Origin of the sequence: Brevibacillus centrosporus (assembly GCF_003710815.1) — a bacterium.
GTDB classification, from domain to species: domain Bacteria; phylum Bacillota; class Bacilli; order Brevibacillales; family Brevibacillaceae; genus Brevibacillus; species Brevibacillus centrosporus.
In genome coordinates, this window is sequence record NZ_RHHP01000003.1 from 155,730 (window position 1) to 178,349 (window position 22,620).

A 22,620-nucleotide genomic window follows, 5' to 3' on the forward strand; every position below is an offset into this window, starting at 1 on the left:
CTCACCTCTTCCTTTGACCCGAAGGAAATCAGTGTAAACACAAAAACAGGCAGGTCTCCTGGCTCGAGGATCATCGCTTTCCTTCTCCTTCCCGCTCCCTATTGGGCAGTGGATGGCAGACGCCGTGAAGAAAAGCTCCTCTCTTACAGTGGCGGGACCGCGTTGGCATTTCACCAAACTTCCCTTTTAACCTTGCTCCTGCAAAAGGATTTCGCAGAAACAAGGACCTGTTTGTACTAACTTATTCAGTTGTCATTCACTCCTATGACAAACACTTGTTTTAATAATAGCAAATGCCTGTCGGGATTCAAGCAAAAGCTGGCAAAAAGGTGTTTTCCCCCTATTTTCCATACAAGGTGTGAGAGAGATGTCATCTACATGGTTCAAAAGAGTCCAGCGTTTTCCGATCAGCTCATCACCTGGAATCAGCCTGGCCTTGATAAAATCTTTGGAACTTACGATGAAGAGCTCGGCGGATACCGATACCTCTATCGCTTCCATCCGGAGAAAAAAGGCACCTACAATCTCGAGGTAGCCTTCCAAATGGAAAGCGATGGGGTGAAAAGAGAAGGCAAAGCGAAAACAAAAATATACGTTCGGTAAGGAAAAACGGGTACTCCCGCAAGTCACTCTCTGGCTTGCAAGAGGTACCCGTCTTTTATTTGCTGCAAAGAGGGCTCCCCTCCCGTTTCTCCTTTTCTTGGATATTTTGGCAACTCTCTTAACAAACTAATCTTAATAAGGAGAAAGTTGGAAGGGAGTGAGCGAGTAACCAATGCTTGATGCCGTCCTGCAGAAATTGTCTTTGTCGATGGATGTAGCCGTTTACCCTGTCGTCTCCTCGCCTTACAAAATATCGCTTGTCTATGTGTCGAGCATTGTGGACAAAAACCAGCTGCTCCAGTTTGTCATCCGACCTCTAACTGAGCATATGCCATGCGTGACAGATGATCCCGCCGAGAGCTTCCGATGGTGCAACGAATATTTGCCTGCTGCTGAAAAACAACAGGCCTCATCCGTACAAGCGTGTGTGGAAGGAATTTTAGCGGGGAAATGCCTGATCGCCATCGACGGATTGTCTACTTGCCTCCTACTCGATACAGCCAAATTTCCGACCCGCGCCATTTCCGAGCCGACTGCGGAGACTTCGATACGAGGTCCCCAAGAAGGTTTTACCGAAGAACTGGAGATCAATATCTCTTTAATCCGCAAGCGCCTGCGTGATCCCAGGCTCCATTTTGAAAAAATCATCATAGGCCATACCACAAAGACAACGAGCAGTGTCGTTTACATATCTTCTATCGCGGCTGATGAGACGGTGGATAAGATATGCTCACGTCTGCGTTCCATACAGACAGACAGCGTCTTGGAGAGTTCCTACCTTGAGGAATGGCTGCAGGAAACCATTTGGTCCCCTTTTCCAACGCTCTTGAACACAGAGCGCCCTGACGTAGTGACTGCCCACCTATTAGAAGGAAAAGTAGCCATTTTGACAGAGGGCACCCCGACCGCCATATTGGCTCCCATGACCTTTTTTCAAATGTTCGTCACCCCCGAGGACTATTATCAACGGGCGGAGTTTGCCACCTTGCTGCGCTGGCTGCGGATACTGTCGTTTCTTTTGGCAGTGTTTACGCCAGGTTTGTATATTTCCATCGTGTCCTTCAACCAAGAGCTGCTCCCCACACCTCTTTTGATCAGCCTTGCCGCCCAAAGAGAAGGAGTACCTTTTCCCGCTTTTCTCGAGGCTCTCCTGATGATGACCATTTTCGAGGTACTGCGAGAGGCGGGACTGCGGATGCCGCGAATTGCGGGACAAGCCATTTCTATTGTCGGTGCCCTGGTCGTCGGTGAGGCTGCTGTCGCAGCAGGACTCGTTTCCACGGGTATGGTCATCGTAGTCTCTGTGACCGCCATCGCCAATTTCGTTGCTCCCAATTACAGCTTTGGCATCTCACAGAGAATCATCCAGTTCCTTTTTCTATTCCTTGCAGGCTTCATCGGGCTCTTTGGCCTTTTATGCGGCTTCCTGCTCCTGTTGATCCATCTCGTTTCCTTGGACTCATTTGGTACCGCCTATTTCGCTCCTCTTGCCCCGACTGTCCTATCTGACTGGAAAGACACGCTGGTCCGTGCACCTAAAAAGTGGATGCATACGATGCCGAGAATCTTTCGCCCCAAGCGGAAAGTGAGGTGAATGACTGATGCCCCCTGCCATATGGAAGCTGCCCGTTGTTGTGATCCTAGCCTCCTTTCTTCTCGCTGGATGCTGGGATATGAAAGAAATCAATCAACTGGCGATCGTCAATCTGATTGGGGTAGACACTCACAAGAATACTGACAAGCAGGAGCTGTACTATCAAGTGATTAACCCAAAGGGGATCGCGACACAGGCAGGAGCTCCCGAAAAAGCGACGGTTTACACGTACAGATTTATCGAAAGACTGGGCGATCAATTTGAAGATATTTCTCCCGACGTCATCCCCCGCCAGCTTTTTACGCAGCATTACCAGGCGATCGTCGTCTCCGAGCGGTATGCAAAAAGCGGTCTGCGAGAGTTGCTGAATTTTAAGGAGGGCCATCCTGAGCGCGGCACGAACGTCTATCTTCTTGTATCCGATGCGCCTATTGACCGGATCATGGATTCTTTCATTCCACTCGAACCGCTGCCTGGCCGTTCCATGCGATCCATCATTGAAAATCAGTCGGAAATGACCGGAAGAATCAGTACCCACACGAGAATGAAAGACCTGATCGAAAATATGGAGACGGGCCAGATCAGTGTCTTTCCGATCATCACCTACATCGGGGAAAAATCATCAGAGAACTCCAACCGACTCGAACATATTCAGGGCACCAATGGCAATATCGCTCTGCTCGGAGGGGCTCTGTTTATTCATGACCGCATGGTTGGAAAGCTAACCAAGGATGAAATGAAGTGGTATAACCTCCTGAATAGAAAGCACGAGCGCTTCCTGGAAACCCTGGTCATAAACGGCGAGTCTGTGCAAGTAAAGACGTTAAATACACGACTCATGAAAAAACTGGAGCTTCACGGTGAAGAGTTGATCCTGCACATCCAAATCTTTGCCAACACGAATCTCATCTTCAATGACCAAAAAGTCCCTACCACCACTACCCTCTTCAACCAGATTGAAGCCGAATTCAATCAGAGAATCCAAAAAGAGTCGCAGCGATTCATTGAGGACTCTCGCAAAAAGGGCTGGGACGTCCTGGGGATCCAATATCTGCTTCACTTAAAAAAAGGGGCCCAGTGGAAGCGGCTTGCCGAAGATAAAGACCGCTGGAAAAAAGTAAAGGTCGTCATCTCTTCCCACAACAAAATTGAGACGATCGGGAGCCTAATCAGCCCGTACAAAGGGGAGTAATCATGGAAAGCAAGAGCATTACAGCATGGCAGATGTTTCTCTTGGTTTTTAGCTACACATTGGGTACGGCCATTTTTCTAAGACCGGGAGAACTCATTTTCACAACCAAGCAAGATGCTTGGCTTGTCCCGCTGTGGTGCGGCCTAGCCGGGACGGTTCTCGCTATTTTCTGGCTGCTGCTTGCCCGGAAGTTTCATGGTCAAAGCATCGTACAAATCTGCTTGACGGTTCTCGGGAAAAAAGCAGGGACGCTCTTTGGACTCCTGTATGCCTGGTACTTCATCCATTTATCCAGCTGGGTGGTCCGAAATTTGGGTGATTTCATGTCAGCCACCATCATGCCGCGAACACCGATCACTGCCTTTCACCTCTTGTTTTTGCTCGTCTGCACCTACGCTGTCATCCAAGGAATCCGAACGATCGGCAGGGTTTCGGAATTTTTGACACCCTTGATCTTTTTGACTTTTTCCCTCGTCTGGATTACGAGAGGTGGAGATTGGAACTTTGAGAGATTCTTACCGGTTTTCGAGCTGAACTTGTGGAAATCGATTATTGAAAATCGGCAAATGCTTGCTTTTCCGTTCATGGAAACGAGTGCCTTTTTGATGATCTTCCCACTCGTCCACGACGGCAAGTATGTGAAGCCGTTTCTAAAGGGTGTCGTTTTATCGTCCTTGACGCTTTCTCTCGTGACCTTCCTTACGATTGGCATACTAGGTGTCGTCCGCGCATCACATTTGACCTACCCCCTGTTTACGATCGCAAAGGAAATCGATTTCGGCAACTTCATCCAGCATGTAGAGGCGACTACAACCATGTTTTGGATCTTTGCCATCTTTGTTAAACTAACCGTCTCGTTTTACTGCGCTACATTGGCGCTTTGCCAGCTATTCCACATCCAACAGCGGGGGGTTGTCGCCTTTCCTCTCATCTGGCTGATTGCAGGCATTGCCCTCTCTGATCATGCAAACGTCGTGGAGATGATGGATTGGGATCACAAGTATGACTTCGCCTATCAGCTCCTATACAGTCTGTTCATTCCGCTCCTGCTCATTGCTGTCAGCTGGGTGCGTAGAAATCATGTACGTCATGGGAGTGAGGAGTCCGTATGACCATGCTGGTCCTGATCTATGCAGCGGTAACCTTCCTGCCGATGCACGTCTTCGCTCGAAGGGGCTATGAGAAAGGGGAGATCATCCTCTTTTTTATCCTCTCAACCCTGGGCTTGTTCGTGTGGCTGAGCATTCTGCTCAAGCATCCGTTCAGTCCAGATACCATTGTTGCTTGGACTATCGATCGTTTTTTTGATCTTCTGCCTTAAGAGATTTTCCTTGGAAAAACAAGGAGCAACCCTATATACTCTTCGATCCGCGACGAATAATGGTATGATTAGAAGATAGTGGTTGTGACTCTCGCGGAGGTGGAAAGTGAACAATCAGCATGTTCAATTAAACGAGCTTATACAAATTTCAAGCGGCCATATCCTGTATTTTTACGAAGATCTTGAGAGCTATTTGGAAAATGCCGTTTCTTATATTCGAACGGGGATCGAACAGGGGCATCATCTGCTGCTGATTGATACCAAGCAGCATCTTTGGAAGATTGGCCAAAAGCTTAAACAGGAAACTTCGCAGGATCGGATGGGATTGGTTCATTTTGTTGACAGCCATGAATTTTATGCGGCACATCATGACTTTCATTCGCATACGATTTTGGAGCATTTTAAAAATATTCTGCGTCCCTTGCTGCATCAAAATCTCACAATCCGAACATGGGCACTAGTGGAATGGAAGGAGCAGGAGGAAATTCTCCAGAAGCTCGGGCACTTTGAAACAATTTCAGACCACACCGTGAACACTCTGGGGCTCCTGTCCGTTTGCGCGTACAATGGCAGGCAAGTATCCGCCTCTTTTATGAATGAGATGATGAAAACCCATGAGTACTTCATGACGGATAAAGAATTGAAGAAGTCTAGTTTTTATGAGAAAAGATCCGTCACCTTTCCGTCCCTGTCTCTTCAAGAAGAGCAGAAGCGGATCTGGGAGCAAAATAAGCATTTACATAATGAAACAAAGAGCAAGCTAAAGACAACCACCTATCAGCTGGAATCATTCATTACCCGGAATTTAGACCCGATTTTGATTTTTAATGATGACAATCAAGTCATTCGGACAAACGCTTCATTCGAGAAAGTATTCGGCTGGAGCTCCGATGAAATCATGGGAGTACACGCTGAAGATCTGCCGCTCATCCCCCATGAGCGAAAGTGGGAAGTCCAAAAAAATCAAGCGGAAACATTATTGGGGCGATATATTCAAGGCTTCGAAACCATTCGGAAAACAAAGGCCGGAAACGAGCGCAATGTGAAAATATCCTGTTTCCCATTGCGGGACGAAAGCGATCAAGTCAGTGGATGGGCTTCGATTATTCGCGATTTTACGGAAGAAAAACAGGCACGAGAGCTTCTGCTCCGAACAGAAAAGCTGTCTGTCGTAAGTGAGCTTGCCGCCGGTATCGCCCATGAAATCCGCAATCCTTTGACTTCTGTTAAAGGTTTTTTGCAATTGCTAAAATCTCAAGCCTTGGAAAACGGTATATACTACGACATCATGCTGTCGGAAATTGACCGTATAGACTTGATCCTCGGTGAAATGCTCCTGCTGGCCAAGCCGCAAATAGCTCATTTTCAGCGAAAGAATGTCTGCTCGCTGCTGAAAGAAGTGGTCACGCTTTTAGAGGCCCAAGCAAACATGTGTAACGTACAAATCGTGATGAAGTCCGCTGCGGATGACATCTATGTAACCTGTGAGGAAAACCAGCTGAAGCAAGTGTGCATCAACTTTATCAAGAATGCCATTGAAGCCATGCCAGATGGCGGGGAGCTGACGATTCAGCTGGAGGTGGAAAAGGAGACCGTCTCCATTCGCTTTATTGATCAAGGAGTTGGAATTCCCAAAGATGTCCTGGAGAAATTGGGACAACCTTTTTTTACAACCAAAGAAAAAGGAACCGGTCTAGGATTCATGGTAAGCAAAAAAATAATCGAAAACCACGATGGAACCGTTCACGTATCCAGCGAGGAACAGAAGGGAACAACCATTGAGATTCGATTATCCGGGCTGTAAAAAATCATAAGGATTTACGAATGTTTTTTTATAAAGTGAAGCAAAGTTTGACCAAGTGCAGTTAAGATAACTCCTCTCCCGTCACACTTTGGACAAGCTGCCTTTTCCTCGTTCGAAATTACATATTTTTTCCCATTGCAATGCGGGCATGGCAGCTCTAGATCATCGGTTGATATCGTGACTGACACTTTTCTCACCTTCCTTTTTTGGTGTACGCGTTCTACTGGATCTGCGAGCATCCAACACTTCCATACTTAGGTTACCATACCAAAAGATTAGAGGGTCCTTCAACTCATTTAGCGGCGGTTCAGACGATACTTTTTCGTCTTGAACCGCCCCTTTTCAGCTGGAGGTCTCTGCAAACTCGCTGGCGATACCCCTTCTTCTCCCTTTCCATCAGATAATTGCAGAAAATTAAATATAATTGCAGTTTACTAAAAACGAATTTTCCGTTACCATATTTCCTAAAGTCATCCAATCCTACCAAACATCAACCTACCAAGGAGGTGAACGATATGAACAACTATCCTCTGATCCCAGCAAAACACGATGATCGAACGGCTTACACGCCTCCAGTAGTGGAATGCGGCGAAGCGATGATCCCTCTCTCTACCATCTCACCCCGAATCACGGTCTACCCAGCCTACTATCATCTCGGCTATCCAGGCGCTCAGACAGAAGCTTACCTGCGCAAAGGAGTCGCTGACAGGCTGATCCTTGCCGCTGACAGTCTTCCCACTGGCTTGCAGCTGGTTGTGCTCGACGGCTGGCGCTCACATGAAGTACAAGCGTCCCTGTACGAAGGCTTTCGCCAGGATCTGATTGCACAGGGCTGGACGGACGAAGAGGAGATCACAAAAGAGCTGAGCAAATTCGTGGCCAAGCCTACCACCGATATTTTGATTCCCTCTCCCCATCTCACGGGAGGAGCCGTCGATCTGACGATAGCAGGACCAGAAGGCTGGCTTGACATGGGGACAGACTTTGACGATTTTACCGAGAAGGCGCTGACTCGCCACTTCGAAGAGCTTTCTGCGCCTAGCGAAAAGGACATCGAGATTCGCAACAATCGACGTCTCCTCTATCACATCATGATCGATGCCGGCTTCACCAACTATTCCAACGAGTGGTGGCATTACGAGTACGGCACCCGCTCCTGGGCACGTCAAACGAATGGGCAGCCATTCTACGGCGGGATTTTGGAAATGAACGAAAAAATTGTTGAATAACGTCAATATTTGCAATATATTAAAAATTAATTAAATATACTATAGTAATTGGGGGTCGAATTCATTGAAGCGTCGATGGTCATCTCTCTTCACTTCTTCCCTGCTCGTCCTCTCCCTGATGGTTTCTGCGTGTTCAAGCACGCCAGCAAGCCAATCCCAAGGAGAAGCCAAGCCAGCGGAAAGCAAGCCTGCCGAGGCCGCGAAGCCAGCGTCTACTACGCCTGCTGACACGCTCTTCGTCGGGATCACATCCGATCAAGGCACACTGGACCCAGCTGTCACATTCGACAACAGCGCTTGGAAAATCACCTATCCTACCTACCAGCGCCTGGTCGAATACGACGGTGGCACGACTGAAGTGAAGCCGGGTCTGGCAAAAGAATGGAAAGTGAGCGAAGACGGTCTTACCTGGACATTCACGCTCGCAGAAGGCAACAAGTTCTCCGACGGTACGCCTGTCACAGCTGAAGCAGTCAAATTCACCTTTGATCGCACACTGAAAATCAAAAAAGGTCCTGCAGATGTCTACAGCGTCATTAAAGAAATAAAAGTAGACTCTCCGACCAGCGTCACCTTCGTACTCTCGAAAAATTTCCCGCCGTTCCTCTCCACCTTGGCAGCCAACTATGGCGGCATCGTCAATCCAAAGGTCATGGAAAAGGAACAAAACGGCGATCTCGGCCAAAACTTCCTCGCAAACAACACCATGGGCAGCGGTCCCTATCAGCTTTCCGAATGGAGAAAAGGCGAATACCTCAAGCTAACACTCAATCCCAACTCCTCTGTGAAGCCTGCACTCCAAAACATCTTCTTTAAAATCATCCCAGATGCTACAGCACAACGCTTGCAGCTCGAACAAGGCGAGATCGATATCGCCGAAGGTATTCCAAACGAACAGCTCAAAGCTCTCAAAGACCTGCCAAACGTGGAAGTCCTGCAGCAGCCTAGCCTGTTTGTCGATTACATCTACGTAAACTCCACAAAAGGTAACCCGGCTCTGCAAAATCCAAAAGTACGCCAAGCGCTCAGCTACGCAATCGATTACGATGCGCTGACAGAATCTGTACAGGAAGGCTACGCGACGCAAATGCGCGGCCCAATTCCAAAAGGTCTGTGGGGCTATGACGAATCCGCCCCTCAATACAAGCGTGACGTCGAAAAGGCAAAAGCACTTCTGGCAGAAGCAGGCGCTACTAACCTGACGATCGACCTCTTGTACTCGGACAACAAAGCCTGGTGGGAAACAGAAGCACTCGCCCTGCAAGCCTTCTTCTCTGACATTGGCGTAAAGCTGAATCTGAAGAAAATTGCGTATGCGACTTCCCGTGAAATGATCGACAAAGGAGAGTTTGACCTCGCGATGGGTGTATGGAGCCCTGACTTCGGTGATCCGTACATGTTCATGAACTACTGGTTTGACTCCGTGAACTTTGGTCTCGCTGGAAACCGCGCTTTCTATAAAAATGACAAAGTGGACGAGCTGGTACGCAAAGCCGCTTCTATCAACGACAAAGCCGAGCGCGAAAAGCTGTACAAGGAAGCTCAACTGATCACAATCGACGAAGCTCCTTACCTCTATCTGTACCAGAAGGATTTCTTGCTCCCTGTCAGTAAGTCCGTAAAAGGCTTTGTTTACAACCCGATGCTAGAGGGGATTTACAACCTCGCCGAAATGTCAAAATAAAGCCGTTTGAAGGAGTGTCTTCCTCATGAGACAAATCATCACCAAACGCCTGTCCATGCTCGTGCTGGTTCTTTTGGGTGTGACGCTGATCACGTTCTTTCTCTCCCATGTCATCCCCGGAGATCCTGCTCGAATGATGGTAGGGCAACGCGCCAGTGAGGAAACACTGCAGGAAGTCCGCCGTCAATTGGGCCTAGACCAGCCGGTCTGGGTCCAATATTTTACGTATATGAAAGGACTTCTCGCAGGTGACTTTGGCAGCTCGATCCGTACACAGCAGCCCGTTGTCGACGATCTGATCAAATTTTTCCCTGCCACGCTGGAGCTAGCCTTGACCGCATTTATCATCGCGATTGTCATCGGGATTCCCATCGGCATCCTGTCCGCCGTCAAAAAGGATACAAGCTGGGATCACGCCGGGCGCTTTTTTTCCATCGCCGGTATCTCGACTCCCGTCTTCTGGAGCGGACTGATCGGGATTTTGGTATTTTACAAGTTTTTTGACCTGCTGCCGTCTAGCGGCCGCATCGATTTGACAGTAACACCGCCACCTACCATCACAGGATTGTACCTGTTCGACAGCCTCATCACGGGCAATTGGACAGCTTTTGGCAATAGTCTTTGGCATCTCGCTCTGCCTGCTTGCACACTCGCTTTTGCCCAGCTCGCGATCGTTACCCGCCAGGTACGCGCCAGCATGCTGGAAGTTCTCGGCCAAGAATACATTCGCACGGCTCTTGCCAACGGCATTCACGGGCCTGTCCTGCTTTTCCGCTACGCCCTGCGCAATGCGCTGATTCCCACCATAACCGTCGTTGGACTATCCTTCGGTTCCCTTTTAGGCGGAGCCGTCGTCACGGAAACGATCTTCAGCTGGCCCGGTATGGGAAAATACGTCGTCGAATCCATCGCGTTCCTCGACTTTCCGGCGATCATGGGCTTTACGTTTGTCATTTCGTTCGGGTACGTGATCATCAACCTGCTCGTCGACCTCACCTATTACGCACTCGATCCACAAATTAAGGAATAGAAAGGGGGATTTCCGATGTCTGGCATGACTGCGAATACAGAAAGTATCTCGAAAGTGGCAACCACGAAACCGGTCAACCCCTTTTGGTATAAAATCCGCAGAAATCCGCTGACGCTGTTTGGCTTGTTTCTGCTGCTTCTCATCCTGCTCGCATCGATCTTCGCACCCTTGATCAGCTCGTATGATCCGACCAAAATCAACATCACCCAGCGCTTCGCTCCACCGAGCGGGGATCACTGGTTTGGCACCGATGAAGTCGGCAGGGACATTTTCACCCGCATCCTGTACGGAGCGCGCCTTTCCCTCGGCGTTGGTGTCGCCGTCGTATTCGGCGCAGGTCTGATCGGTACCGTGATCGGAGCGATTTCCGGCTATTTCGGAGGAAAGCTGGATCAGATCATCATGCGTCTCATGGATATCGTGCTGGCGTTTCCTTCTCTCGTCCTGGCTATGGCCGTTGCTGCCACGCTGGGTCCCAACCTGCAAAACGCCATGCTCGCGATTGCCATCATCAAAATTCCTGTTTACGTCCGTCTGGCGCGTGCCGAAACGCTCGCCTTGCGGGAAAAGCTGTTTGTCAAAGCAGCTGTCACATTTGGCATCAAGCCTTGGCGCATTATTGCCCGTCATATCATTCCGAACGCACTCTCCCCTGTCGTCATCCAGGTCACCCTGGACATCGGCGACGCCATCCTGCTGGTCGCAACTTTAGGCTTCCTCGGATTGGGCGCACAGCCGCCAACTCCAGAGTGGGGCGCGATGATCAGTATCGGCTGGAAGTACTTGTTGGACTACTGGTGGTATCCCACATTTCCAGGGCTTGCGCTGTTCTTGGCTTCCTGCGGCTTTAATCTGATCGGCGACGGAATCCGAGACATTCTCGATCCAAAAGCCAACCGGTGAATGAAGGGAGAAATGGCACATGCTGCTGGAAATCAAAGAACTGACTGTTGAGTTTACCTCCATGCAAGACAAGATCAAAGCGTTAAAAAATGTCTCGATCTCCATCAACCAAGGAGAGATCGTCGGAATCGTCGGTGAGTCTGGATCGGGCAAGTCCGTTACCGCTCTGACCATTTTAGGCCTGCTGGAGAAGAATGCGTCCATCCCGGCAGGTTCAATTACCTACAAAGGAAGAAATATCCTCACTCTCGATAAAAAGGAATTGCAGGCTTTGCGCGGAAAAGAGATCGGTATGGTCTTTCAGGAGCCGATGACAGCCCTGCATCCTACGATGCGCATTGGGGATCAGCTCGCAGAGGTCATTCATCGCCACCGCAGAATCTCCTACCGCGAGGCCTACCAGCAGGCGGTCATTAGCCTGGCAGAGGTACAGATCAACGACCCAGAGCTCGTCGCCCGCAAATATCCGTTTGAACTGAGCGGTGGGATGAGACAGCGCGTCGTCATCGCGCTCGCTATGTCAGCTCCGCCCGATCTGCTGATTGCAGACGAACCGACTACTGCTCTGGACGTGACCATCCAGCACGAAATCCTCAAGCTCATGCAGGATCTCGCCGCCAAGCGCGGGACCTCTATCATGCTGATTACGCACGATCTGGGTGTCGTCGCCGAGGTATGCCAACGCGTCGTGGTCATGTACGCGGGTGAGGTCGTCGAGACAGGAACGACAGAGGAAGTGCTGCATAGACCGAATCATCCTTACACGAAGGCGCTGATTGGTGCCCTCCCCGATCTCGCAGTGCCGGGACAGGCGCTTTCCGCCATTCCAGGTGAATCCCCCGATCTGCGCAATCGCCCGCGTGGGTGTGTCTTTGCTTCGCGCTGTGCAGATTCGCTTCCGATTTGCGTAGAGGAATCTCCTGTGCTGGAGCAAGCGTACAACGGAGTTCATACCCATCAAGTCGCGTGCTGGAGGAGGGAAGCAGAATGAATCCATTGCTGCAAGTAGCAGGTATCGGCAAAGAGTACCGAAAAGGCAGTCAAAGCTTTCACGCTGTCTCCGGGGTCGATTTTTCCATCGCTCGAGGCGAAACTTTCGGTCTGATTGGCGAATCCGGCTCGGGAAAAAGTACGATCGGTAAAATGATTACAGGTCTGGAGCATCCGACAAGCGGCTCACTCCTGTATGACGGCACTCCACTTTGGACGGACAACAAATTCAATCGACTGAAGCCGGGCGAAATGCAGATCGTCTTTCAGGATCCGCAATCCTCGCTCGACCCTCGCATGCGGGTGCAATCAATCATTATGGAGCCGCTGCAGGCCCTGCCGGCTGCGGAGCGAAAAGCCAAGGGAACGACTGAAAAGCTGCATGCCCTCATCACACGTGTCGGGCTGAAAGTCGAGCATCTGAATCGCTTTCCGCATGAATTCAGCGGTGGGCAGCGCCAACGGATTGCAATCGCCCGTGCCTTGATCACAGATCCGGCTTTTGTCGTACTCGACGAACCTACTTCTGCGCTGGACGTGTCCGTGCAGGCTCATGTGCTGAATCTCCTGCAGGAGCTGAAGCGTGAGCGCAACCTTACCTATTTGTTCATTTCCCATAACATGTCTGTCATCCGCTATATGTGCGATCGCATGGCCGTCATGCAAAAGGGTCGCATCGTGGAAACGGGAACGGTCGCCGACATTTTCAACAACCCCAAGGACGCATACACCCAAACCTTGCTGTCCTCCCTACCTAGTCTCCATGCAAAGAAGGTTGATAATGAATGTTCAACGGAGCAGAGCTTAGAGAAATCCGCAAGCAAAAGCAGCTGACCCTGCAAAATCTCGCCGATAAGACTGGACTGAGCATGAGCTTGTTGTCACAGATCGAACGCGGACTGGTAGACCCCACCGTGGGCACCTTCTGGAAAATCTGTTCCGCATTGGAAGTGCCGATCAACCATTTCTTCCGAGTAAAGGACGATCATGAACCCGTCATCCGCAAAGGGCTGCACAAGATTATCCAGCTGAAAAATACGATGACGAAATACCATGTGCTCACCCCTCTGCAGGAAGGCAAAATCGAGTTTCTGCTGATTGAGATTGAGCCAGGAGAAACACTGGAGCAGGAGCAAATCTCCCACTCCGGGGAAGAGTGCGGCTACATTTTGCAAGGCGAGCTGAAAGTGCTTCTGGCCGATCGGGAATACCACCTGTACGAGGGCGACAGCATAGGCTTCAACAGCACCTCACCCCATCGATTCATCAATCCGGGCAAATCTGTCTCGCTCGCTGTCTGGGCGAGAGCGACGTAGCCATAGAGAAAAGAGGAGTTTCCCCCTGCTTCATCGGCGGAAGACTCCTCTTATTTTTAATTATTATAATTTAATATTGAATCTAAACTAATATCATGTTACTTTATTACCAGGAATTACATACCCAAGAACTACAGAAACGAGGAGAGACCTACATGACAGCACGCATCGGACTTCCCGCACCTGATTTCACCATGGACACCGTTACGTTTGAAAATGGCTTCCCCATCCCCAAGAGCCTGGTCGATTACCGCGGCAAATGGCTCATGCTGTTCTTTTATCCTTTTGACTTTTCCAAAGTATGCCCAACCGAGCTTCTCAGCCTGAATCGCAGAATCAAAGAATTTTCGGATCTGAATGTCGAGGTACTGGGCATCAGTGGCGATAGCATTCACACCCATAAAGCATGGATGCGATCCGGTGACGGGATTGGCCCGCTGTCTTTCCCTCTCGCATCTGACTATAGCAAAGAAGCGACCATGAACTACGGCGTCCTTGATGAAGCGACGAAAGCACCGCTGCGTGCAACGTTCATCATTGACCCGGAAGGTATCGTGCAATATTCCGTCATCTCCAATTCAAAAGTCGGGCGCAGTGTAGACGAGACGCTTCGGGTCATCTCCGCGCTGCAGTCTGGTGGACTGTGCCCGATGGACTGGAATCCTGGGCAAAAAACGATTTCCTAACCCCTAAACAAAAAACCGCACGTTCCCGAGGGATCATGCGGTTTTCGTTATGTAGGACGTTTTTAATCGTACCGTTCGTCTTCCATTCTCTCCTGTCCCTCTACGATCAGCTCCAGCTCCGTTTCAAAATTCAACCGAAGCTCGACAGGCAGAAGCTCCATGCTGGTTGCCATTTCTGGCAGGAGCAGCGCGTCCTCCAGGCTCGTTGGCTTTTGTTCCAGCTCTTTGTACCACTGACGTACCGCCTCGATCCACTTGTAAAAGGAAGCCTCGAACTGCTCGGCATCATCTGCAGCGTCATCTTCGTGGCTCTTCTTCATCTTTTCCCAGTTGTCGAGTACCGTCCGCAAAGCTTTTTCCAATGTTGCACACATCATGACCGTTCCTCACTGGCAGCTTACAGAACAGCTGCTTTTCCTCCATCAATGTTCACCGAAGTACCGGTGACGTAAGAAGCAGCACCTGATACCAGGAATGTGATTACCTTTGCCGCCTCTTCCGTTTGGCCAATTCGTCCGAGTGGAATCGCATGGCGAGGGTCTTTTGCAAACTCATCCCAGGTAAGCTCTGGCGCTGATGCTTGCCAGAAGCGCTCGATCTGGTCGCTGCGAATCAAACCGATGCACACCGCATTGACTCGGATGTTGTCTGGTGCGAGATCCTTGCTCATCGCTTTGGTCAAAGCCAGACCAGCAGCCCGACTCACAGAGGTTGGCATCGAGGAAGCGGACGGTGTTTTGCCGCCGACCGCCGTCACATTCAAGATCGCTCCGCCTCCGTTTTGACGCATGTACGGAACAGCAGCCCGCGAAAAATGAACCGCTCCGAACAGCTTCAAATCCAGGTCGGCTTCCCACATGTCCTGGGACACTTCTTCAAATGGACGTGCAGCAGACGTGCCTGCATTGTTGACCAAAATATCCACGCTGCCAAAGCGCTCTACCGTCTTCTCCACAGCCATGCGAACATCTTGCTCCTCGGACACATCTGCGGCAATGACCAACGGCTCCTGTCCCGTCTGTGCAGCAATCTGCTCCGCTGCCTTTTGCAAAGCCTCCAAACCACGGGCAACAAGCGCTACTTTCGCTCCTTCTGCTGCCAATGCCATGGCGGTTGCAAATCCGATGCCTTTACTGCCTCCCGTAACAATCGCTGTTTTTCCTTGCAAACCCAGATTCATCGCCTGATACCTCCTGCTCCATACCGATAGGTTGATAGGGACGTCTACATTCTTTGCAAATTTTTCCCATTCATTATACCGTCCCCCTGTCCTTTCAAACAGACGCTTCTTCCTTGGAAGTGCAGCCTCGGTTTCGGCTCTCGGCAGGAGTTAGTATCAGCGATCGATATACATGGGCAGGCTGGTCAGTGTAGAGCCATGGGAAACGAGATGATCCCAAGGGCGGTACCCCTCTACGAGACGAATATTGGCGAACTCCTTCATAAAAGATGTCATCGCGTACTGCGTTTCCAATCTCGCCAAAGGAGCGCCCAAACAGAAGTGCTGCCCGTTGCCAAAGGAAAGATGCTCCTTGCTGTTCTGCCGGTGAATATCAAAAGTCTCTCCGCCTACAAACTGGCGCTCGTCGCGGTTTGCAGAAGACATCCAGGCGATCACGATCTCGCCACGCTTCATGGGTACGCCGAGAACGTCGGTATCCTCCTTCACGGCACGGTCCAGGCTCGCGATAAAATGATAGCGCAGCACTTCTTCACAAGCCTGCGGAATTAACTCCGGCTGTTTGCGCTGCTGCTCATCGAAGAAGATCGGGTTATGCTCCCTCCTCACCGTTCAGAAAAATGTAGTTCCACTGCCACACTTTGGCGTACCTATTTTGTCCTGCCGTCCTATCCGTTACCCGTGTAAATCCGGATGACCATCAAGAACCCGTTTTCTTGTCGGGCCGTCCATAGTAAACTAACGATAAATAAAAATGCACGGCTCATGGCTTGGCAAGTAGGATAAGGTGATAACGGTGAGTAAAAACAAAACGATTCAACGAACACGCATGTGGAAGTATTTTGTGGAGGCTACGGCTGATATCATTCTGGAGGAAGGCGTACCCAACGTCACGATCCGTAAAATTGCCGATCGGGCAGGCTATAACAGTGCGACGATCTACAACTACTTCAGCGAGCTTTCCCATCTCGTGTTTTTTGCCGCCATGAAGTTTCTCAAGCCCTACACGGAAGCGGTTGTTCAGACCTATCAGGACCCACAGCTTTCGGCACAGGAGCGCTACCTGCGCGTATGGGAAATCTTTTGCCAGCATTCCTTTCAAAATCCGCAAATCTTTCATGCGATCTTCATCGCTGACCTGGGGAGCCAGCCAGAGGAGCTGCTCTCGCACTATTACAGCGTCTATCCTGCTGATCTGATTGCGATCCCGGAAGAGCTGCAGCCGATGCTGGGCACGTACAACATCAACAGGCGCGGCCTCATCAGCCTGGAGCTTCTCGTCAAGGAGGGCTTTTTGCTCCAGCAAAAAATCGAGGCTGTCAACGAGCTGACCCTCTTGATCTGGCAAGGCATGTTTACCGCTTTCCTGAACAATCGCAGCAGCTACGCGCCAGAGGAAGCCGCACGGCATGCGGTCCGCTACATTCGGGAAATCGTGCTGAATGCCAACCAGCTGAATCTCGAGGACGAAACGAGGGCAGGGAACACGTCCCCTCTGGCCCCCTCTCTATGAACGAAACAGAAAAGCCAGCGAAAGCCCTCATATAGGGGCAACCGCTGGCTTTTTTTCATGTTTTCCCGCTCAAGGGCGCAGGCGCTTCACCCAAAATCCGCCTCGTAACTGCTTCGGTTCCAGGGAGATAACAAACGCTTTCGGAGCAATTTCATAAATGTGATTCCACAACTTCTTTTCATTCGTGCGCTTGGTCAGGACCTGCATCATCAGGCGCTGGCCATCGCGTCCTTCGGCTACCCAAGATGTCACGCCAAATCCACATTGGCGCAGCTTGTCCGGCAGCTCCAGATCGACTGAATCGACAACCACTTGCAAGGTGACATAGCCGAGAGCCAAAAATTCCTCAATCTTGCTCCCAACAAACACACCCAATCCCCAACCAATGCAATACGCCGCCAGATTGACGGGATTGTCCAGGTTGTCTAGAACCATACCCAGCCCTTTCAAGTAAACGAAAACCTCGACCATGGCGACGATTGATGCCAAAAAACGATACCCTTTGATCACCATCAGTAGCCGTAGCGTAAAGAATGACACGTACAAAATGTTAATGCCAATGATGATCAAAACAAACTCCCAACCCATTGCGCTCCTACCCCCACCCAAACCGGGCAATCCTGTATTTTCGTAATCGTGATTATAATATAATCCATACGAAATACAAAATCCAGATGGAAAATTTGCACACAAAAGCGATTAGGAAAACCTCACACAAAGCATCGCGCTATCGCATTTTTTCCTTTGTGGCTCTCGTTCAGCTCATCCGTTGCCAGCTTTTCATCAGTCTGCGTCAGAGTAATGATCTGCGGAAGAACGAGAAAATACCGGTTCTCCATCAAGGTTTCAAGAAAGTATTTGTTCTCCTGGTCCCACGAAAGAATACCTGAGATAATTCTGGTCTCCACATGCATCCTCCCTCTCTCATTTCAACTGCGGCTTGATTATATAGCAAAGACGGGTATGTTTACCCGCCTTCGTTGTCGTGTTCGATCCTGTTGTCTACGCTTTACGGCTGTTCCCGCTTGAGACGTGCGTCCAGTACAAAATTGCCAAATGGAAGCAGTGACGCGATAAACGCACCAGCCACTTTCAAAATGGACCATCTTTTTTGGAAGGTCACATGTGCAAGTGCAAGTAGATAGAGTACGAAGAACAAGCCATGCAGGGATCCGGCCACTTTTACGGCAACGGGCACATCCAGCCAATACTTGAGAGGCATTGCGATCCCGAGCAACACCAAATACGAGATTCCTTCCACAATACCGATTACACGAAAACGTCCGAGAGCCGTATTCATCATGAGCGGGTACCATCCTTGAGTGTAATTACCATCATTATAAACGAAACACTATCAAAAGAATGGTAATTGTCCAATGTTCATAATAATTTCAAAATCGGTCGCCCATCCCACTTTCCTCCATCGAATCCAGCACTTATGACCCGCCTCGCCCCGGATTTGGTTCTTTGTGCCCTGTGGCATTCACCTGCACGCGCTCATTGCCCATCAGGATGATAAAGACGACGGCCAATCCCGCAGGAACCAGCGCCCACAGAAACGTATGGGCGATAGACGAGGCGAGGAAATCCGTGATCTGATCCAGGATGGGGGAAGGTATCGCTGCACGCGTTTCTGGTGTCAGGATCGCTCGTGGATCGCCTACGATTCCCTCTGGAAGACCGGATTGACCCGCAAACGCGTTTTTCATATCGCTCTCGAACAGGTTGCGCTGCACGATCCCAAAAATCGTAATTCCAAGCGTCATACCCAAGGAACGGAAAAACGAGCCTGTCGAGCTGGCCGATCCTCGTTGCCGCATATCAAACCCGTGAATGACCGCCATTCCCAGTACCGAGAAAGAAAAGCCTACCCCAAAACCAGTCAGTATCATGTAAATAGTGACGAGCCATCTCGGCACTTCCGGGCTCAGCGTGCTTAACAGGAAAATACCAGGGACAAAAAAGACGGCGGATATCAGCATGATGCGGCGAAAGCTTATTTTCGTAGTGAGCATCCCGCCCAGCTGGCTGCCTACGACGGAGCCTACCATCATCGGTGTTAACAGCAGACCGGAATTGGTGGCCGATCCCCCGTACACCCCCTGAATATAAATAGGAAGATAGACCGTTGAGATAATAAAAGCAGCGCCGTACAAAAGGGCAACGGCATTACTGGCCGCAAACAAACGGCGCTTGAACATCGCAAACGACAGGATCGGCTCTGCCGCTTTCGTTTCGATCCATAAAAACAGGAGAAACAGAACCAGGAAGCTCGTGAGCAAGCCCAGTATTTGCACCGATCCCCACGCGTATTGATTGCCGCCTAGCTCCAGGGAAAACATCAGGCTGACGACAGCTCCCACGAGGGTGATCGCGCCCCACCAGTCGATGCTTTGCTTTCGATGCTCCAGCGATTCCTTGTAATACACCGAAATGAAATAGAGGGAGAGGGCACCGATCGGCACGTTGATATAAAAGATCCAGTGCCAGCCGATGTACTCGGTGATGTACGCGCCAAGCAACGGCCCGAACACACTGGACGTTCCAAATACGGCACCGAAAAGACCCGTCATTTTCCCCCGTTTTTCTGGCGGAAACACATCAAAAATAATGGTGAAAGCGATCGGCATCAGCGCGCCGCCGCCAATTCCCTGGATCGCGCGGTAGATACTCAGCTCGACAATGCTGTTCGCTGTTCCACACAAAATCGACCCTAGCAGGAATACGATCAACCCGAACACATAAAACCGTTTTCGACCATACATATCGGACAGCTTCCCGAAAATCGGCATCCCTGCCATCGTTGCCACCATGTACGCCGAGGTCACCCAGACGAACTTGTCTAGTCCGCCTAGCTCCCCTACAATCGTTCCCATCGCCGTTGCTACGATTGTATTATCCATCGATGCCATCAACAGGCCCAGCAAAAGACCTGCGAGGACAAAATTTACTTTGCTCTCCTTGGTGATCAACCAATCATCTCCTTCATTGCGGCACTTCCAGTTGCTCTTCCAAATGTATCCGCTTTTCATTGCCTTTATAATGGTTCTACACGAAAAAAAATGCTCCTGCGCAAGGAGCATGGAAACCATCTCGTTCATTTATCTGGTACTAGGGCAGCCAGCTGTACATGTAGTTCGGATCCTCGTAGGAATGGGCCTGCTTGACGACTCGAAGCGGACGGAAGGTATCGATCATGACAGCCAGTTCCTTTGTTTCCTTTTTGCCGATGCTGCCTTCCATTTTCCCTGGATGCGGACCATGAGGCAGCCCGCTTGGATGCAAAGTGATCGAGCCCTCGGAAATTCCTTTGCGGCTCATGAATTCGCCAGCAACGTAGTACAGGACCTCATCGCTTTCTACGTTGCTGTGCACGTAGGGAGCCGGGACTGCCAGAGGATGATAGTCGTACAGACGAGGAACAAAGGAGCAAACCACGTAGTTGTGCCCCTCAAAGGTTTGGTGCACCGTCGGCGGCTGGTGGACACGACCTGTAATCGGCTCAAAGTCGTGAATGCTGAAAGCATAGGGATACAAATAGCCGTCCCACCCGACCGCGTCCAAGGGATGAAAATCATACAGGTACGACGTCAGCATCCCCTGCGCGCGTACGCGAACCTCGAATTCTCCCCGTTCATCCTTTGCCTCCAGTCGTTCGGGCACTCGAAAATCCCGCTCGCAAAACGGCGAATGCTCCAGCATCTGTCCATGTGCATTGCGGTACCGTTTCGGCGGGACGATTTCCGAATTCGATTCGACCACCAGAAAGCGGGCCTCGCTCGTTTCCAGAACAACACGATAGGTCGTGCCAATCGGAATGATCAGGTAATCGCCCGGATAGAAGGAAAGCTCGCCAAAGATGCTCTCGATTTTCCCTTCTCCCTCGTGGACAAAGATCAGCTCGTCGCCTTCCCCGTTCCGGTAAAAATAAGGCATGCTCTGTGTCGGACGTGCCACTCCGATCGTCAAATCCTCATTTCCCAGAAACATGACTCTCGCTTCCAGGAAGTCCCCGCCTGATTCCACGCTTGCCGTCCCAAAATGGCGGTGCTTGAGGGCGTCCTTTTCTTCCCATTCATAGTGAATGTCTTTGATTTTCTTTACGGCTTTCACCTGGGTAGGCGGGTTGATATGGTAGATCAACGATTGAATCCCGGAAAATCCCTTGGTCCCCATCAGCTGCTCATAGTAGAGTCCGCCGTCCTCTTTTCGAAACTGCGTATGACGCTTCGGGGGTACGTTTCCCAGCTTTACATAGTGCGGCATACATGCTCCTCCGTTTCCTATCCTTTATCACGTCTGTCTGTCAGCTCGATTTTCCTGCTGGAAGAACGCGCCCCGTCACTTCACCAAATCCGATCCGATAGCCTTCCCCTTGACACCATCCGGTTATCGTCAGACGATCTCCATCCTCAAGCCAGACTCGCTGTTCGCCGTTTTCCAGCTCAAGCGGCTCCGTTCCGCGCCAGGACAGCTCGAGCAAGCTGCCTCGCATCTCTTTTTCCGGTCCGCTGATCGTTCCCGAAGCCAACAAATCACCAGGTCTCAGGTTGCAGCCGCCTACGGTATGATGAGCGATCTGTTGCGCCATACTCCAGTAGAGATAGCGGAAGTTGCTGGCGGCAATCCGCTGTGGCTTCCCCATACTCGCTCCCTGCAAGGACACCTCGAGGCGAATGTCAAACGAACCTGCTCCAGTGGACCGCAAATAGGGCAACGGCTGCGGCTCCTGTTCGGGTCCTGCCACGCGGAAAGGCTCCAAAGCCTCAAATGGGATGACCCAGGGCGAGATCGACGTCGCGAAGTTTTTCGCAATAAACGGCCCGAGCGGCTGGTATTCCCACGTCTGAATATCGCGGGCGCTCCAGTCATTCACCAGGACAAGCCCGAAAATATGATCCTCCGCCTCTTCTACCGGTATTGGCTCTCCCAACGAATTGCCCGGACCGATCAGCCAGCCCATCTCCAGCTCGAAATCTAGCTGCTTGCAGGGACCGTAGACGGGTGCTTCTGCTGCCGGTGGCTTCATCTGGCCCTGTGGCCTGCGCACGTCCGTCCCGCTGAGAACAACAGAGCTTGCCCGGCCATGATAGCCGACAGGAAGGTGCGTCCAGTTTGGCATGAGGGCATTGTCTTTTCCACGGAACATGATCCCGACATTCGTCGCATGCTCCTTGGAAGCATAAAAGTCGGTGTAATCGCCTATCTGTGCTGGCATGAGCAGCTCGACGTCCGCCATCCGGTGAAAAGCCTTGTCCCGAAGCACGGCATCGTCGCGCAGGGTCGCTTCATCTGCGCTGAGCAGCTGCTGGATTTTCGCCCTCACTTCCTTCCATACCTTGCGCCCAAGAGCCATGTATGCGTTCAAGGAAGGCTGGTCAAATACGTTTTTGCCAGCCACACCAGTCGTCTGGAAGTGCCCGAATTTGTCTAGAACAGAAAGATCCAGGACGAATTCTCCGATGGCGACACCGATACGTGCAGTTCGGTCAAAGTGAGGACGAAATACGCCGTACGGCAAATTCTGGATGGGGAAGGGAGATTCTGCTCCAACCTCGATAAAGGAACGCATCAT

25 protein-coding genes and 1 riboswitch are annotated in these 22,620 nt (G+C 50.8%); of the genes, 15 read left to right on the plus strand and 10 right to left on the minus strand.

Annotation, left to right across the window (positions count from 1 at the left end):
* Window positions 1–31: 31 nt before the first annotated feature.
* A riboswitch (cobalamin riboswitch) is annotated at window positions 32–246 on the minus strand.
* 132 nt (window positions 247–378) lie between these two features.
* The 6 genes from EDM55_RS05215 (at window position 379) to EDM55_RS05240 (ending at window position 6,514) form a co-directional block, all read left to right on the plus strand.
* On the plus strand, window positions 379–603 hold the full coding sequence (locus tag EDM55_RS05215; RefSeq protein WP_122959778.1) for a hypothetical protein: 225 nt from the start codon (window positions 379–381) through the stop codon (window positions 601–603).
* Between the two features lie 172 nt (window positions 604–775).
* Window positions 776–2,197, plus strand: a complete 1,422-nt coding sequence (locus EDM55_RS05220) for a spore germination protein (protein ID WP_092266247.1) — start codon at window positions 776–778, stop codon at window positions 2,195–2,197.
* 7 nt (window positions 2,198–2,204) lie between these two features.
* Window positions 2,205–3,389 (plus strand): Ger(x)C family spore germination protein, encoded by a 1,185-nt coding sequence (locus tag EDM55_RS05225; protein WP_122959779.1) that lies wholly within the window; start codon window positions 2,205–2,207, stop codon window positions 3,387–3,389.
* 2 nt (window positions 3,390–3,391) lie between these two features.
* Complete coding sequence (locus tag EDM55_RS05230; protein ID WP_092266249.1) at window positions 3,392–4,501, plus strand: GerAB/ArcD/ProY family transporter; 1,110 nt, start codon at window positions 3,392–3,394, stop codon at window positions 4,499–4,501.
* Window positions 4,498–4,710 carry a hypothetical protein gene (locus EDM55_RS05235; protein ID WP_139228055.1) on the plus strand — a complete coding sequence of 71 codons (213 nt, stop codon included), beginning with the start codon at window positions 4,498–4,500 and terminating at the stop codon, window positions 4,708–4,710. The genes EDM55_RS05230 and EDM55_RS05235 overlap by 4 nt, the downstream gene beginning before the upstream one ends.
* 106 nt (window positions 4,711–4,816) lie before the next feature.
* Complete coding sequence (locus tag EDM55_RS05240) at window positions 4,817–6,514, plus strand: ATP-binding protein (RefSeq protein WP_122959780.1); 1,698 nt, start codon at window positions 4,817–4,819, stop codon at window positions 6,512–6,514.
* A gap of 14 nt (window positions 6,515–6,528) precedes the next feature.
* Here the strand turns inward: EDM55_RS05240 and rtpA are convergent, their stop codons facing one another.
* A complete protein-coding gene (rtpA, locus tag EDM55_RS05245; RefSeq protein WP_122959781.1) occupies window positions 6,529–6,753 on the minus strand; it encodes an anti-TRAP protein in 225 nt (74 codons plus the stop codon).
* A 276-nt stretch (window positions 6,754–7,029) separates the two neighbouring features.
* Between rtpA and EDM55_RS05250 the strand changes: the two genes are divergently transcribed.
* From EDM55_RS05250 to EDM55_RS05285, 8 genes are all read left to right on the plus strand, one after another.
* Entirely contained in the window at window positions 7,030–7,743 is a 714-nt protein-coding gene (locus EDM55_RS05250; RefSeq protein ID WP_092266254.1) for a M15 family metallopeptidase, read from the plus strand.
* Between the two features lie 64 nt (window positions 7,744–7,807).
* A complete protein-coding gene (locus tag EDM55_RS05255; RefSeq protein WP_218033697.1) occupies window positions 7,808–9,427 on the plus strand; it encodes an ABC transporter substrate-binding protein in 1,620 nt (539 codons plus the stop codon).
* A gap of 25 nt (window positions 9,428–9,452) precedes the next feature.
* Window positions 9,453–10,457, plus strand: coding sequence for an ABC transporter permease (locus tag EDM55_RS05260; protein WP_092266255.1), 1,005 nt, complete (start codon window positions 9,453–9,455; stop codon window positions 10,455–10,457).
* A 15-nt stretch (window positions 10,458–10,472) separates the two neighbouring features.
* A complete protein-coding gene (locus EDM55_RS05265; protein ID WP_174769289.1) occupies window positions 10,473–11,360 on the plus strand; it encodes an ABC transporter permease subunit in 888 nt (295 codons plus the stop codon).
* A 19-nt stretch (window positions 11,361–11,379) separates the two neighbouring features.
* A complete protein-coding gene (locus EDM55_RS05270; protein ID WP_174769288.1) occupies window positions 11,380–12,351 on the plus strand; it encodes an ABC transporter ATP-binding protein in 972 nt (323 codons plus the stop codon).
* Entirely contained in the window at window positions 12,348–13,184 is an 837-nt protein-coding gene (locus EDM55_RS05275; RefSeq protein ID WP_092266256.1) for an ATP-binding cassette domain-containing protein, read from the plus strand. Before EDM55_RS05270 ends, EDM55_RS05275 begins: the two co-directional genes overlap by 4 nt.
* Window positions 13,136–13,666 (plus strand): cupin domain-containing protein, encoded by a 531-nt coding sequence (locus tag EDM55_RS05280; RefSeq protein ID WP_092266528.1) that lies wholly within the window; start codon window positions 13,136–13,138, stop codon window positions 13,664–13,666. The genes EDM55_RS05275 and EDM55_RS05280 overlap by 49 nt, the downstream gene beginning before the upstream one ends.
* 155 nt (window positions 13,667–13,821) lie before the next feature.
* A complete protein-coding gene (locus EDM55_RS05285) occupies window positions 13,822–14,352 on the plus strand; it encodes a peroxiredoxin (RefSeq protein ID WP_122959782.1) in 531 nt (176 codons plus the stop codon).
* A 62-nt stretch (window positions 14,353–14,414) separates the two neighbouring features.
* Here EDM55_RS05285 and EDM55_RS05290 read toward each other — a convergent pair whose 3' ends face one another.
* The 3 genes from EDM55_RS05290 to EDM55_RS05300 form a co-directional block, all read right to left on the minus strand.
* Window positions 14,415–14,729, minus strand: a complete 315-nt coding sequence (locus tag EDM55_RS05290; protein WP_246070932.1) for a hypothetical protein — start codon at window positions 14,727–14,729, stop codon at window positions 14,415–14,417.
* A gap of 20 nt (window positions 14,730–14,749) precedes the next feature.
* Window positions 14,750–15,532 (minus strand): SDR family NAD(P)-dependent oxidoreductase, encoded by a 783-nt coding sequence (locus EDM55_RS05295; protein ID WP_122959783.1) that lies wholly within the window; start codon window positions 15,530–15,532, stop codon window positions 14,750–14,752.
* Window positions 15,533–15,688: 156 nt separating this feature from the next.
* On the minus strand, window positions 15,689–16,141 hold the full coding sequence (locus EDM55_RS05300; protein WP_092266258.1) for a cytochrome P450: 453 nt from the start codon (window positions 16,139–16,141) through the stop codon (window positions 15,689–15,691).
* 187 nt (window positions 16,142–16,328) lie between these two features.
* Here EDM55_RS05300 and EDM55_RS05305 point away from each other — a divergent pair, with 187 nt between their 5' ends.
* Window positions 16,329–17,045: a TetR/AcrR family transcriptional regulator gene (locus EDM55_RS05305; protein ID WP_246070931.1), complete on the plus strand. Its 717-nt coding sequence runs from the start codon at window positions 16,329–16,331 to the stop codon at window positions 17,043–17,045.
* Window positions 17,046–17,114: 69 nt separating this feature from the next.
* Here EDM55_RS05305 and EDM55_RS05310 read toward each other — a convergent pair whose 3' ends face one another.
* The 6 genes from EDM55_RS05310 to fahA all read right to left on the minus strand — a co-directional run bounded on the left by EDM55_RS05310 (window position 17,115) and on the right by fahA (window position 22,620).
* Complete coding sequence (locus EDM55_RS05310; RefSeq protein WP_122959784.1) at window positions 17,115–17,633, minus strand: DUF2179 domain-containing protein; 519 nt, start codon at window positions 17,631–17,633, stop codon at window positions 17,115–17,117.
* A 122-nt stretch (window positions 17,634–17,755) separates the two neighbouring features.
* Window positions 17,756–17,953 carry a hypothetical protein gene (locus EDM55_RS05315; RefSeq protein WP_092266260.1) on the minus strand — a complete coding sequence of 66 codons (198 nt, stop codon included), beginning with the start codon at window positions 17,951–17,953 and terminating at the stop codon, window positions 17,756–17,758.
* A 101-nt stretch (window positions 17,954–18,054) separates the two neighbouring features.
* The gene (locus EDM55_RS05320; RefSeq protein ID WP_092266261.1) at window positions 18,055–18,348 is read right to left on the minus strand and encodes a DUF3817 domain-containing protein; all 294 of its coding nucleotides are present in this window, start codon (window positions 18,346–18,348) and stop codon (window positions 18,055–18,057) included.
* Between the two features lie 133 nt (window positions 18,349–18,481).
* Entirely contained in the window at window positions 18,482–20,017 is a 1,536-nt protein-coding gene (locus tag EDM55_RS05325; protein WP_092266531.1) for an MDR family MFS transporter, read from the minus strand.
* Window positions 20,018–20,156: 139 nt separating this feature from the next.
* Window positions 20,157–21,311 (minus strand): homogentisate 1,2-dioxygenase, encoded by a 1,155-nt coding sequence (locus EDM55_RS05330; RefSeq protein ID WP_122959785.1) that lies wholly within the window; start codon window positions 21,309–21,311, stop codon window positions 20,157–20,159.
* Between the two features lie 40 nt (window positions 21,312–21,351).
* Entirely contained in the window at window positions 21,352–22,620 is a 1,269-nt protein-coding gene (gene fahA / locus EDM55_RS05335; RefSeq protein ID WP_092266263.1) for a fumarylacetoacetase, read from the minus strand.